Annotated in this window: 15 protein-coding genes; 8 read left to right on the top strand and 7 right to left on the bottom strand. The window is 54.7% G+C overall.

All coding sequences use genetic code 11. The annotated features are described in order from the left end of the window. Window positions 1-29: 29 nt before the first annotated feature. Window positions 30-797, top strand: coding sequence for an NYN domain-containing protein (locus E2H98_RS05885; RefSeq protein WP_133592069.1), 768 nt, complete (start codon window positions 30-32; stop codon window positions 795-797). Window positions 798-800: 3 nt separating this feature from the next. On the opposite strand, the gene erpA is transcribed toward E2H98_RS05885, so the two are convergent. The 3 genes from erpA to E2H98_RS05900 all read right to left on the bottom strand — a co-directional run bounded on the left by erpA (window position 801) and on the right by E2H98_RS05900 (window position 2,460). Beyond that, the gene (erpA, locus tag E2H98_RS05890; protein WP_232475486.1) at window positions 801-1,151 is read right to left on the bottom strand and encodes an iron-sulfur cluster insertion protein ErpA; all 351 of its coding nucleotides are present in this window, start codon (window positions 1,149-1,151) and stop codon (window positions 801-803) included. A gap of 174 nt (window positions 1,152-1,325) precedes the next feature. Then, on the bottom strand, window positions 1,326-1,745 hold the full coding sequence (locus tag E2H98_RS05895) for a bactofilin family protein (RefSeq protein WP_133592073.1): 420 nt from the start codon (window positions 1,743-1,745) through the stop codon (window positions 1,326-1,328). 4 nt (window positions 1,746-1,749) lie between these two features. Next, entirely contained in the window at window positions 1,750-2,460 is a 711-nt protein-coding gene (locus tag E2H98_RS05900) for a DUF6776 family protein (RefSeq protein WP_133592074.1), read from the bottom strand. A 185-nt stretch (window positions 2,461-2,645) separates the two neighbouring features. Between E2H98_RS05900 and E2H98_RS05905 the strand changes: the two genes are divergently transcribed. Both E2H98_RS05905 and E2H98_RS05910 read left to right on the top strand, forming a co-directional pair. Beyond that, complete coding sequence (locus tag E2H98_RS05905; RefSeq protein WP_133592076.1) at window positions 2,646-4,364, top strand: chloride channel protein; 1,719 nt, start codon at window positions 2,646-2,648, stop codon at window positions 4,362-4,364. Between the two features lie 18 nt (window positions 4,365-4,382). Continuing rightward, a complete protein-coding gene (locus tag E2H98_RS05910; RefSeq protein WP_133592079.1) occupies window positions 4,383-4,805 on the top strand; it encodes a CopD family protein in 423 nt (140 codons plus the stop codon). Window positions 4,806-4,843: 38 nt separating this feature from the next. On the opposite strand, the gene E2H98_RS05915 is transcribed toward E2H98_RS05910, so the two are convergent. Next, entirely contained in the window at window positions 4,844-7,990 is a 3,147-nt protein-coding gene (locus tag E2H98_RS05915; RefSeq protein WP_133592081.1) for an efflux RND transporter permease subunit, read from the bottom strand. Beyond that, entirely contained in the window at window positions 7,987-9,192 is a 1,206-nt protein-coding gene (locus E2H98_RS05920) for an efflux RND transporter periplasmic adaptor subunit (RefSeq protein WP_133592083.1), read from the bottom strand. The genes E2H98_RS05915 and E2H98_RS05920 overlap by 4 nt, the downstream gene beginning before the upstream one ends. A 167-nt stretch (window positions 9,193-9,359) precedes the next feature. On the opposite strand from E2H98_RS05920, the gene E2H98_RS05925 reads away from it, so the two are divergent. From E2H98_RS05925 to E2H98_RS05945, 5 genes are read left to right on the top strand one after another with little or no spacing between them, the layout of a single operon-like run. Then, window positions 9,360-9,740: a GntR family transcriptional regulator gene (locus E2H98_RS05925; protein ID WP_133592085.1), complete on the top strand. Its 381-nt coding sequence runs from the start codon at window positions 9,360-9,362 to the stop codon at window positions 9,738-9,740. Then, entirely contained in the window at window positions 9,733-10,608 is an 876-nt protein-coding gene (locus tag E2H98_RS05930; RefSeq protein ID WP_133592087.1) for an ABC transporter ATP-binding protein, read from the top strand. The genes E2H98_RS05925 and E2H98_RS05930 overlap by 8 nt, the downstream gene beginning before the upstream one ends. Continuing rightward, entirely contained in the window at window positions 10,605-12,047 is a 1,443-nt protein-coding gene (locus E2H98_RS05935) for a hypothetical protein (RefSeq protein WP_133592089.1), read from the top strand. The genes E2H98_RS05930 and E2H98_RS05935 overlap by 4 nt, the downstream gene beginning before the upstream one ends. Window positions 12,048-12,050: 3 nt before the next feature. Then, window positions 12,051-12,203, top strand: a complete 153-nt coding sequence (locus E2H98_RS05940) for a hypothetical protein (RefSeq protein ID WP_157591266.1) — start codon at window positions 12,051-12,053, stop codon at window positions 12,201-12,203. Between the two features lie 43 nt (window positions 12,204-12,246). Further along, window positions 12,247-12,984, top strand: a complete 738-nt coding sequence (locus E2H98_RS05945) for a carbon-nitrogen hydrolase family protein (RefSeq protein WP_133592090.1) — start codon at window positions 12,247-12,249, stop codon at window positions 12,982-12,984. Window positions 12,985-12,993: 9 nt separating this feature from the next. Here E2H98_RS05945 and E2H98_RS05950 read toward each other — a convergent pair whose 3' ends face one another. Both E2H98_RS05950 and E2H98_RS05955 read right to left on the bottom strand, forming a co-directional pair. After that, entirely contained in the window at window positions 12,994-13,407 is a 414-nt protein-coding gene (locus E2H98_RS05950; RefSeq protein ID WP_133592092.1) for a hypothetical protein, read from the bottom strand. Continuing rightward, entirely contained in the window at window positions 13,404-13,655 is a 252-nt protein-coding gene (locus E2H98_RS05955) for a hypothetical protein (RefSeq protein ID WP_133592094.1), read from the bottom strand. The genes E2H98_RS05950 and E2H98_RS05955 overlap by 4 nt, the downstream gene beginning before the upstream one ends. Window positions 13,656-13,711: the final 56 nt, after the last annotated feature.

Below are 13,711 nucleotides of genomic sequence, written 5' to 3' on the forward strand. Positions count from 1 at the left end.
ATCGGTCAAACTTCTCAAGGAGAAAACGGATGAGCAATGGCACAAAGCCTCTGAACAAACTCGCCGTATTGATCGACGCCGACAACGCCAGCCACGCCGTCATTGAACCCTTGTTGGCAGAAGTGGGCCGTTTCGGTGTCGCGACGATCAAGCGCATTTACGGCGACTGGACCAGCAATCGCAACAGCAGTTGGAAAGACAAACTGCTGTCACACGGCATCCAGCCGGTGCAGCAATTTCATTACACGACTGGTAAAAACGCTACCGACAGCGCGATGATCATCGACGCCATGGATCTGCTTTATCGACATGAACTGCAGGGCTTTTGTCTGGTCACCAGCGACAGCGATTTCACACGTTTGGCGGCACGACTGCGCGAATCCGGTTTAACCGTTTACGGATTTGGTGAGAAAAAAACGCCGCGCGCATTTGTCGCCGCCTGCGATAAGTTCATCTACACCGAATTGCTGCTGCAAGGCGCCGAAGACAGCGGCAGAACCACACAGCTTTCCGCTACCGAATTGGCCAAGGACAAAAAACTGGTTGGCTTGTTCCGCTCAGCGATTGAAGCGGCTTCTGACGAAACGGGATGGGCGACACTCTCGGCTGTGGGCAGCCATATCGCTCAGCAATCACCGGACTTCGATCCGCGCAATTACGGCTACAGCAAATTGAGTGAATTGGCCAATGCCACGCGCCTGTTCACGCTGAAGAACGAACAAGGAAAAGTGCTGATCAGCAGCAAGAGAGCAAGGCCGCGCCGACCGAAAAAAACATCGACCGGCGGCGCCAGCTAGAAATTAAACGGAGAACGAACTGCCGCAACCGCAGGTGCTTTTCGCATTCGGATTACGGATAACGAATTGCGCGCCTTGCAGCCCCTCGGTGTAGTCGATTTCGGCGCCGACCAGGTACTGGAAACTCATCGGGTCGACCAGCAGCTTCACACCGTCGCGCAGGATTTCAGTGTCATCCTCATTCTGCACTTCATCGAACGTGAAGCCGTACTGAAATCCCGAGCAGCCACCGCCAGTGACGAACACGCGCAGCTTCAGCGCTTCGTTCTGCTCTTCTTCGATCAGTGATTTGACCTTTGCCGCTGCCGACGCCGAAAAGGTCATCGGGCTCGGAGTTTCGGATTCGGGAACCAAGTTTACTGCTTCAGACATGATGTCTCCGGATGGTCGGATCGTCCGTTGATCCGCGCATAAAGTACCTGAGTGAAATTATCGGGTATTTTAGCAGAAGTCCGCAGGAAAAGAATTTCGGGGCGCGACGATGGCTGAAATGCCGGCTTCCGCGCCCGCTAGCCGGGGCTTTTCCCTTTATTCGGCGTCCGGCTTGTGCTCCAGCGCCTGAGTTTCATTGGGCTTGTGTACCAATTGACCATTGATCGAGGCACCCATGTTCATTTCGATCAGGTGATAGTAGACATTGCCGTTGATCACGGCCTCTGCACTCAGCGAGACATGAGCACTGGCGTGAACATCGCCAGTAACCGTGCCGTGGATGATCACGTTCGGCACTTTCACTTCGCCTTCAATCATACCTTCCGGGCCGACCGTCAACAGTGCTTTGGCTTCATCAGAGCGGATATTGCCTTTCAATTTACCATCGACGCAGAGCACGCCGGTGAACAGCACGTCGCCGCGCACTTCGGTTTTGCTGGAGATCAGGGTGTCTACATGACCGCCCTTGACCAGTTTGACATCGCTTTTTTTGTCGCGACCACCTAGTAAAGCCATTGTGTTACTCCGGTTGGATCCAGTCGAAGGAGCGCAGCAGGGTTTCGGATTTACCGTCCTGCGTGGCGCTGATCGTGATTTGCTCGGGGACTACATCTGACGGGAGGGTAAACTCCCCTTCCATATTTTGAAAGTAACGGAAATCAAATTTCTGTGACGCTGGTGCGATTCCGGCCAATCTCAACAAATCGAGTTCGACCGGCTCGCCATTCTGTTTGCCGACCAATTTGACGCTATATTTACCTTTGACGTTGCGCTCATGCGTACGCACCTGCGACAGCACAACACGATAGCGCAGCCGCTCACCACCAAGGTTATACAACGAGAACGACTCAATCTGCAGGCCACTGCGATCATCCGACGGATTCATGATGCTGCGGTAAAAGGCGTTTTCCTTTTCCAACTCCTTGACGCTGTCACGCAGGCCTTTCAACACATCGCGCAATTCGCCGGAGGCCATTGCGTCGACTTCCTGGCTCTGGGCGAGATCGAACTTGGCCTGTTTTTCCCGCTCCAGTTGCATTTCCAGCGCTTGCACCTGCTGGCTGAGGGCAGCGTTATCAGTGACCAGTTTTTTGCGGGTGAAACGATCCTCGAATTGGCCCGCAAAAAAAGCCAGCACTAACAGCGCCAGCACGATCAGCATGGGTTTGAACCACCAGAATCGGGGTTTCTGTTCGACCACGACGTATGAAGACTTTTTGATGCGCGCCATATTCGGTGTTTTCGCCTTTTATTGTTGAAGTCGCGTAGCGGAGCCCTGCCCTCTGAACGAGGCGTCTGCTGTAAATATTTCGACTAGCGCACAGTCAATGTGCAGTAGTTGTCTACCTTCCGAGGCCAAGTCCTCTACAATACGACTAAGCATCTTATCACCCCGATGGTTTTGGGCGCCGCATTATGTCATTGATGGAACAAGCGAGGCTACGGCTGGCCGGCATGGAAGCGCCACTGTTGCTCGCTGTGTTGGGCTTGTTCTGCGGCTTGTTCGCCGGCATCGTGATCGTGATTTTCCGGTTTTATACCGACGCCGTTGTGCTGATTTGGTTCCAGGATCTGGAGCGCGTGCAGGACTTCGAATCGCTGCCCTGGGAACTGCGTCTCGTTTTGCCGATCATCGGCGGCGTGGTCATCGGCATTGTCTTTCATCTATTACCGAATCATCTGCGCAGTATTGGCGTCCGTCATGTTGTCGAACGCCTGGCGATGCACGAAGGTCATCTGCCAATGAAAAACGCCATTGTGCAATTTTTCACCGGTGGTTTCGCGCTGACCTGCGGTCTTCCGGTCGGTCGTGAAGGCCCGGCGATTCATCTTGGCAGCGCGGTCTCCAGTATGACCGGCAAGCAGCTGCATCTACCGAACAATTCACAGCGCATTCTGGTTGGTTGCGGCACCGCGGCCGCGATCGCCGCCTGTTTCAACACACCACTGGCCGGCGTCATTTTTGCACTGGAAGTGGTGATGCTCGAATACACCATCGCCAGTTTTATTCCGATCATTCTGGCGGCCGTGTCCAGCACTGTAGTCGCGCGCATTGTGTTCGGCAATGACGTTGCTTACAGCGTGCCGGCGCTGGACATGATTTCAATGTGGGAAATTCCAGCCATTGTCTTGCTCGGTTTGATTGGCGGCGTCTGGTCGGCAGGCTTCATCACCTTGACCGAAAAAATTGCCCAGTTCACCAATAACTGGCCACGCTGGGTGCGACCGAGTCTGGCCGGTATTCTGGTTGGCGGCCTCGCGTTGGTTGCACCGGAAATCATGGGTCCTGGCTATGACACCGTCAGCCAGAGTTTTCATGGTGAGCTGGCCTTCTCAGTATTGCTGCTGGCCTTGCTCGCCAAAACCGTCGCCACCGCATTTTGCGGCGGCTTGAGTGTGCCCGGTGGAGCCATCGGTCCGAGTCTGTTTATCGGCGCGGCACTTGGCGGCGTGTTTGGTTATGGCTTGGATGCGATTCTGCCCGGCGATCAAAGCTATGTTGGCTTTTACGCAATGCTCGGTTTGGCAACGCTGATGAGCGCAACGCTGTACGCGCCGCTGGCGGCCTTGATGGCACTGCTGGAGTTGACCGGTAATCCAAACATCATCATGCCCGGCATGCTATCGGTGGTGCTCGCCAACCTCGTCGTTTCGCACGCTTTCCACAAGCGTTCGATCATCCAGACAATGCTGGCCGCCCGCGGTGTCGAAACGCGCATTTCACCGCTGATGATGCTGCTGCGCCGGATTTCGATTGGCAAACTGCTGGACACCAGCATCGTCATTCTTGATCGCAAACTGACCCGGGTTGAAGCCGAAAGCATACTGAAAAGCGAGCCGCGCTGGTTGTTGATCAAGGAAAACAATTGGCCCAGTGAACTGATGCATGCCGGCGAACTGGCGGCCTTTTTATTGGAAAGTGAACAGAACGATATCGACCTGATGGAAATTCCTGCCAAGCGGGAAAACATGGTGTCAGTGCATTTGCAGGCGACATTGGCCGAAGCACTGGAAAGCATGAACGAGAAAAACGTCGATGCCGCCTATGTCTATCACCGCGGCGGCACAGACCGGATAATCGGCGTCGTCACCCGTGGCAAAATCGAACACTATTACACTTACCGCTCCACTTGAACGCATAAGGACAACAGCATGTTGTGGTTAAAAGCGCTGCATCTGATTTTCATGGTCACCTGGTTTGCCGGTTTGTTTTACCTGCCACGGCTGTTCGTTTATCACACCCAGGTCAGCGACGCCGAAGGCAACCAGCGTTTCAAGATCATGGAGAAAAAGTTGTTCGCGATCATGACGATGGGCGGCCTGCTGACCATCATTTTTGGTGTCTGGTTGACCGTCGGTTACGGTATGGAATGGTTTCGTTACCAGGGCTGGCTGCATGCCAAGCTAACGTTGGTGATTGCATTGATCGCTTACCACATTTGGTGTGGCTTCATCGTTCACCGATTCGCAACCGACCGTAATACACGCCCTGAACGCTTCTATCGGATGATCAATGAAATTCCGGTGATACCCTTAGTTGGAGCGATTATTCTGGCCGTACTGCGACCGTTTTAATGGTGAAAAAGCCCACCGATCGGTGGGCTTTTTTCTTGTCAGGCATTTTCTATAACCGGTTTCACCTGCACAAACACGCGCTTGAAGTCGCCAGCAACCATGTACAAGGTTGGTATCAGAATCAGCGTGATCATGGTCGCGAACAGAATGCCGAAGCCGAGTGCAGTCGCCATCGGTTTCAGAAACTGCGCCTGCAAACTGGTTTCAAACAGAATCGGCAACAAACCGAAGAATGTCGTTAATGAGGTCAGCACAATCGCACGGAAACGTTTTGAGCCGGCTTGCAAAATTGCTTCCTGACGCGACAGTCCTTCTTCGCGTGCCCGGTTGACGAAATCGACCATGACCAGCGAATCGTTAACGACAACACCAGCCAGTGCAATCAAACCAAAGAACGACAACATGCCGAATGACTGGCCGATAATCCAGTGGCCAATCACCGCACCAATAAAACCGTACGGAATCGCTGACATGATCACCAGTGGTTGCAAGTAGGATTTCAGCGGAATTGCCAGCAGGATGTAAATGCCGAGAATCGCGATGGTGAATTTCGACATGAAATCGGCAACGAACTTTTGCTGCTCTTCGGCGGCGCCGGTCAGGTCATAGCTGACGCCCGTGTACTTGCCGAGAATTTCCGGAATGATGCGCTCGCTGACTTCCTTGATGATCTGCCCGGACTCGGCTTTGCTTTGATCGATATCAGCGGTTACCGATACCGTGCGGCGGCGATCAGTACGGGTAATTGAGGCAAAACCCTCGGTAACCGTTACTTCCGCCACTTGATGGAAAGGCACTTCCTGACCATTGGCGGTACGGATCCGCATGTTTTCCAAATTGGCAACCGAGCGCCGCTCATCGAGCGGATAACGCACCATGACCCGGACATCATCCTTGCCGCGCTGAATGCGTTGCGCCTGCTCACCATAAAACGCCTGACGAACCTGTCGAGCCAGCTCCGACTGCGTCAATCCCAGTGCTTCGGCTTCCGGCTTGATGCGCAGCTGAATTTCCTGGGCACCAGAGCTGAACGAGGTGCGAATATCGAACACGCCTTCAAAGTTCTTCAAGCGTTCCGCGAGTTCTTTCGCGGCTTTTTCCAGCGCCTGATAGTTGCTGCCAACCAATTGAAAATCGAGCGCTGAACCGCCGCCGATATTGGTGCCGCTGTAGAAACGCAGTTGCCGGGCACCGGGCAGTTCACCAACTTTTTCCCGCCACTTGCGCTCAATGGTGCGGGCATCCCATTGCCGCTGTTCCGGCTTGGTCAGCTCGACAACCAATTGGCCGCCCAGCGTGCCATTGGTGAATACCAGCGTGTATTTCTTGAAGCCTTGTTGCTCTTCCGGAAATTCGCGCCGGTATTCCGCTTCGACGTCATTCAGCGCCTGCTCGATCCGGTCCAGTGTGGCATTGCGAATCTCCGGCGAGGTGCCGTTGTTCATCGTGATGCTGGTCTGAATGAAATCAGACGGCACATCCGGGAACACTTCGACTTTGACAAAACCACCAGCAAGCAACGCCGAACCGAGCACCAGCAAGGCAATGAATGATGTGACGGTGATGCCACGATTGCGCAGGCATTTTTCCAGCAGCGGCGGATAGACGTTGTTGGCGACATGCTCCATGCCATCGCGAAACTTGCGTTGAAAACGAACAAAGGTATTCTGTTTCTCCACTGGTATCGGCTGCAATGGGGTATGGGCCAAATGCGCTGGCAGAATCCATTTCGATTCGACCAGCGAGAACAGCAAACAGAGAATGACAACGACCGACAGCGATTGGAAAAAGGCGCCGGCTGTACCTTCGATAAACAGCATCGGCACAAACGCGACCACCGTGGTCAACACACCAAAGGTTGCCGCGGTCGCAACCCGATTGGCACCGACAATGACATGATGCAGCGAATGGCCCTTGTCGCGTATTTCCGAATACACGCTTTCACCGATGATAATGGCGTCATCAACAACGATACCAAGCACCAGAATGAAACCGAACAGAGACAGCATATTGATGCCGGTCGGAAACATCGGGTTATTCATGAACGCCAAGGCGCCGGCAAACGCCACCGGAATGCCGAGGATGACCCATAGTGCAATCCGTAAACGCAGGAACAGCGTCAACACCAGAAACACCAGCACCGCCCCCTGGGCCATGTTTTTGTACATCATGTCCAGACGGTCTTTCAGATAGAACGACGCGTCGCCCCAGGCGTCGAGCTCAACGCCGGGCGGCAGCGTTTTCTTTTTCTCGGCGACGTATTCGTGTACGGCAGCGGCGATTTCCAAATCATTTTGATCGCCAAGCGACACCACCTGGATACTCAGACTCGGCGTGCCATTGAAGCGGGAAAAGCCTTCGCTTTCTTCAAAGCCATCGGTGATTTTGGCGACATCACCAAGCAGCAAACGAGTGCCGTCGGGTCGGGTACGCAAAACAATTTCAGCGAACTCATAGGCACGGTACGCCTGCGATTTTGTCCGCAGCACAATGTCGCCGCCTTCGGTTTTGATATTGCCGGCCGGCAAATCAACCGAGCCGCGACGAACCGCATTGGCGACTTCATCGAATGTAAGGCCGTAACGGCGTAAGGTTGCTTCGGAGACCTCAATGCCGATTTCAAATTCACGGTCGCCGACGACTTCCACCTGATTGACCGCCGGAATGCTCAGGATTTCATCGCGGATTTCCTGGGCCATGCGTTTGCGTACGACTTCATCCATTTCACCATGCAGCGACAACCACAACACTTGTTGTGTTGGCTCGAATTTGGAAATGACTGGCCGTTCGGCCTCTACCGGAAAGGTATCGATGGCATCGACGCGCAATTTGACATCATTGAGCGCGGCATCGATATCGGTGTCCTGGGTCAACTCGATGAACACCGAGCCGGCATTTTCAGTCGCCGTCGAACGAATGCGCTTGATGCCCTTGATGTCCTGTACGGCTTCCTCGATTTTGATTACGACGCCTTTTTCAACATCTTCCGGGCTGCCGCCACGGAACGGCACAACGACCTGCACCGTGTACAACTCGAAATCAGGAAAGGTGCGTTTTTTCAGTTGCGTGTAAGAAAACCAACCGAGCAGCAAAATGAAAATCATCAACAGGTTGGCGGCGACCGAGTTGCGCGCCCACCAGGCCAGCAAGCCTTGATCGCTGCTTTCTGCCTGTTCGCGACTCATGGCGCCACCTCCGTTGCCGATGGCTGCTCAGCGCTGCCATTTTGCAGCCGAACTTTGGTGCCAGCGACCGGCGTTTCCATCGCGGTCAACACCGCTTGATCACCGGCTTGAATACCGTTCTTGAAATAAGCCCGTTCGCTGTCGGTGCGCAGCAGTTCCACTTGCCGAAACTGCAGCGTTTGCTCGGCATCAACGACCAACAATTGTTGATTCTGGCGAATCAGCCGACGCGGCACCGTGTACACCGCCTCCACCAGCCGACCGGTAATGCGCGCGTCGACAAAAGCGCCCACTTTCAGCGGTGCTTTGCTTTTATTTTTCAGACCGTAAGGGTCGGCGACTTCAGCGACGAAGTAATGCATCCGGTTCAGGTCATCGACGACGCCTTCACCGCGCACCAGCTTCGCCTGCCATTCGCCGGGATCAATCGCGGTCGTGCCAAGCAAACGCACCTCAACGGTGGACAGCTGCTGACCAATGCCTTGCACATCAATAAACGCCAGATCGGTATCGGTGACCGGCAAACGCACTTCGGCCTTATCGGTCGCGAAAATCACACCGAGCGGATTGCCGATGTTGACGTACTGGCCCAGATCGACGCGCCGCTCGCGCACCATGCCATCGTAAGGAGCGCGGATGATTGTGCGTTCGAGTTTGCGTTCTGCTGCCGCCAGATCTGCTTTGGCCGATTCAATGGCCGCTTCGGCTTGCGCGACAAAAGGTTTACGCAAGGCCAGATCGGTCGGCTGCCTGCCTTCCTTATACAGCGACTCCCATTCGCGCCTGGCCACTTCCGCCCGCGCTCGCTCTTCGGCCAGCCGCGCTTCGGCACTGGCCAAGGCCGCTTTCGCCTGTTGCACGGCCACTTCGTAATCACGCTGATCAATCCGCAGCAGCACATCACCTTTTTTGAACAGACCACCGGCGACAAAACGCGGCGACAATTCGCGAACCACACCGGCCACTTCGGTTACCAGCGTCGTTTCATGTTTGGCCCGCACCGAGCCCTGCGATTGCACTTCAAAGCGCCAGTCCTGGGCGCTCAGTGGCTGCGCTTCCACCAGTGGTGTGGTGTCGACGACCGGCTTTTTCGGCGGTGCCGGGCGCAGCATCATGGCCAGCGCCAACAGACCAAAAGCCGCCACCAGAATCGCGATGGCAATCAGGATATTACGCACTTTCAATCGACGTTCAGCTTGCATAACGACACCTATCCATGACAGTTGCGCCAGTTTACGGGATTGGCGCGGCACTCTGGTGCCTGATTGGCCCTATTTGTCACCCTAGTTGTTACCAAGCTTGATCCGGGCTTTACAGACAGTGAATTAGTGTATTACTGTATATATACACATTATTGATGAGTCATTGAATGTTCAGCGTCAACGCTCAGTCCGGCATGCCAATTTATCGGCAGATTCTTGAACAGTTACGGCGATTGGTCGCCTCCGGTCAATTGCAGCCCGGTGACGAGCTGCCCTCGGTGCGCGAGTTGGCGCTGCTGCATGCGGTCAACCCGATGACGATATCCAAGGCTTACAGCCTCGCCGAAGCCGAAGGGCTGCTGTCGCGCCAGCGTGGCCGGCCAATGACCATCGCCGCACAGGATGTGCCGAAAGAAAACAAAGCGGAACGAATGAAACGCCTGCAACCGGCGATTCAGCAACTGGTCACGGCGGCACGACAACTGAATTTGAACGACAACGATGTACTGAACGCGGTACGTCAGGGACTGGAGCAGAACCATGAATGAGACGGTAATCGATATTCGGCAATTGAACAAAGCCTTCGACAAACAAACCGTGTTGAACGGCATTGATGTGCAGGTGAAACATGGTGAAGTCATTGGCCTGCTCGGGCTCAATGGCGCCGGCAAAACCACCCTGATGGAAACCATGCTTGGCTTCTCGCCGGCCTCCAGTGGTCAGGTGCGCTTGTTTGGACGCGATGAAGCCGTTCAGCTCAGTGAGCCGGTCAAGAAGCGCATCGGTTTTGTGCCGCAAACGGATGAGCTGATGGACACGATGTCAGTCGCCGGTTACCTGAAATTGATCAGCAGTTTTTATCCAAACTGGGATCAGGCGATGATTGATCGGCTGCTTGATGAATGGGTGCTGCCAGGTGATAAAAAAATCAGCAAGCTGTCGATTGGTCAACGCCAGAAAGTATCGATTCTGTCGGCGATTGGTCATCACCCGGAACTGCTGGTGCTCGATGAACCGGTTGCCAGCCTCGACCCGAAAGCGCGCCGGCAGTTTCTGCAAACCTTGATCGATATCGCTGGCGGCGGTGAGAAAACTGTGCTGTTTTCCACCCATATCGTTTCTGATGTCGAGCGCATCGCCGATCGCGTCTGGTTGATCAAAGACGGCAAAATTTTAGTCGATGCCGCAATGGACGAGATCAAGGACACTACCGTGCGGCTGCATTTTCCCAATGGCGAGTTACCCGAGCTCGGTGAACTGCACGTGCTGCATCAGCGTCAGGCCGGTTCGCAAAAAGTCTGGTCGGTCACTGGCTGGAATCCGATGCACGAGCAGCGCTGGCGCCAGCGCTTTGGTGATGCACTGAACATTGAACGCTTGTCATTGGAAGACATTTTTCTGGAGCTGCACGGATGAATACGCCTTCATTGAACTCGGTCGTTCACAACGGTGGCCACGCCGAATTTAGCTTTCCGCAGCAACTGCGCAGAATGATTCAGGTCATCTGGTTTCTGATTGGCACCGAGGCGACACTGCGCGTGATCTTTTTTGGCTCTCTGGCGGTCTTGTTGTTGGCGCCACTGCTACCGGAACCGATCTATTCGATACTGACGCTGCTCGGTTTGTCGTTTTTGTTGTTTTTGCTGTCCATCAGTGCGCCGATGCGATTTCGCATGTTGCTCAGCAATCGGCGTACGGCAACGCTGCCCGGCATTCGTCATCAGGCACTGCTCGGATTGTTCAGCGTTGTCGTGTTGCAGACGCTACTGATGATATACGCGATGTTCATGCTCAATCAGAGTACCGGCATCAAGGGAGTAGCAGTTGATGTGCCGTGGATCGGCGCCTGGACATTTTGTGCCGCGTCATTGCTGGTGTTGTCGGTGCAATGGCTTTTTAGTCACGCCCGGTTGATGACCGCCAGCCTGATCATGTCAGTGCTATTCATTGGTTCAATGCAGAAGTACAAACTGAATCAAGCACTGATCAGTGACCTGCTTGAGTGGTTTCTGCCGCTTGGATTATTGATTACGGCCCTGGCGTGGTTGGTATGCTGGTATTGGTTACAAAAGGCTCAATACATCAAACCGTCACTGGCGGGTTCCGGCCGCTTTCAGGCTGCACCGCAGTTTGACCTTTCCCGGCTGCGTAATGCGTTCGGCAATCCTGCACTGACACTGATGCGCAATATCGATGACAGCTGGCGTTCACGGCTGATCGGCGCCGTTGGTACTACGTTATTTCTGCCAGCGCTGATGACCCTGCTGCTGCTGATCGTAGACCAGCAAGCGCCCTGGCAAAAGCCGGATCTTGGCAAATCGTTCATGTTCATGGGGCTTTATCCACTGCTGTTGTTCGCGATGGGCGCCGCTGAACGCTTGGCCCGGACACGTTTGTTATGGTTACGAGTTGCTGGTTCACGTCGTCAGCTTGGTCTGTTGTGGGAGCGCGATGCGATTCGCTCCGTTGGATTATTGGTCGGCGTCGTTGGCGGTTATTTGTTGCTCGCCGTACAGATCTGGCCGGCTTTTTCCGGACTGGCGAAAAATCTTTTTGTGTTCGCCATCGGATTCGCCGTTTCGTCGTACTACCTGAACACCATGCTCGGTGCGTACGGTTGGTCGATGGTATTTCGCTCGCTGGCCAGTGCCGTGCTGTTGATTGGCCTTACCGCCGTCATTATGGTTCCGGATCACCTACCGAGGTTAGCCATTTGGTCGATTGCGTTGACACTGTCTGCTGTTATGTTGCTGTTCAGCCGACACCTGTTGTTCCGCCGCATTGAACAACTCGACTGGATGGTGCTGAAACCAAACCAGGAGCCGGCAACCCGCTCCTGGCCGGTATGGTTTTGAACCATGAATCTGCCGCGACTGGCATTGATCCCGAACAACTGGCGCTCAGTGTTGTCCGCGCTGCTGCGAACACTTGTGTTGCTGGCGTTGCTCAGTGTCGGTTGTCGTTTGACGCTGGCCATTTTTGGTGAAGCGCTGGCACTGATAGGCAGATAGAGTTCGCGCCGCCAGCACTAGCCACTACTCAGGAATTGTTCAGATGACCATCACCGTCGCCGACGCGCAGACCTATGCCAACAAAGCCGACGTTGAAAGCAATATCGTCCGTCATCTTCGATTGATTGCTCTCGCGGCGAAACATCGCGTTCAGTATCTGGTGTTTCCGGAATTGTCATTGACCGGGTATGAGCCAGAACTGGCAGAAAGCTTGGCATTGACCATCGATGATCAGCGCTTGCAGCCGTTGAGCGAGGCGGCAAGCGCGCATCAAATGGTTATTGTTGCTGGCGCACCATTGAAAGCTGAGGAAAAACCAAGACTCGCCGCATTGATTTTCTCGCCGGATGGTTCGATTGATCATTACGATAAAATGCATCTGCATGCAGGTGAACAGCGTTTCTTTTCAGCTGGTGAGAAAACCAGACTGGTGGCGATTGATGCGCTACAAATCGGTCAGGCCATTTGCGCGGATACCACACACCCGGAACACGCGCAGCAATACGCGCACCAGCTCGCCAACGGATACTTCGCTGGCGTGCTGATCACGGCCAATGGTTACGATCAGGATTGCGCGCTGCTGGCGAAATACGCGCGCGATCATCGGATGTTGGTCGGCATGGCCAATCACTGCGCGCCGAGTGGCGGCTGGGCACCAGCCGGACGCAGCGCGATCTGGTTTGCCGGAAAGGTATTGGCAGAAGCTGGCGCGGAAAATGAAGCGCTGGTCGTTGCCAGCGTTCATAACGATGCATGGCAAGCGCAAGTGGTGACACCGTAAACGCTCGCTTTAGTGAATGGCGACAGAAGCTTGCAACTGCGCCGGTGCTCGACCATGCCAGCTACGCTCCAAGGCCGTTTGACAATAATGCAACCAGGCACGCCATTCCGGGCGGTTATCGAATGCGGCCAAGGCGTTGGCCAGATCGTGCAAGCGACATTCGATATCGATGTCGCGCACGCCAATCGAAGCACTCATGATGCGCGCAAACGCGTGTTGAAAAGCGGCCACCGCTTCGCCTCGGCCATGGCTTTGCATCGCGTCGATCACTTCCAGGCAGGCATGCCAGTAAAGCCGTTGTTCGTTAGGCGGATGCGCGTCGATCACCGCATCGTGGCTCAATAGAAATTCCCAGAGCGCCAGCGAAAACTCCGCATCCTGCCAAAGTTTTTCGCGATGGCGCTGACAGAAACCGACGCTCATACGCCAGCTCCAATCGGCAAATCGCTCAAGCCATCGCGCAGCATCAATTCGCGCATCAAGAGTTTTAGTGCCGTGCGCGAGCAGACGCGCTGGCGGTGCTGACCGCAAACGATTTCCACTTCGTCGTTGCCGTGAAATTCGCAGCGCCAAAACGGCACGCCGCGATGTGGCTGGCTCAAGGCCAGTTGCAGGCAGCGCTCGCTACTGGCGCGCGGGCGCTGGATTTGGGCTTGAATCGTGCAGACCATGGCGACATGACTCCTGTTCCGTCGGGTAAGTCGCCACGACTATAAATGATAATGAT

This window comes from Permianibacter aggregans (assembly GCF_009756665.1).
Lineage (GTDB): Bacteria > Pseudomonadota > Gammaproteobacteria > Enterobacterales > Permianibacteraceae > Permianibacter > Permianibacter aggregans.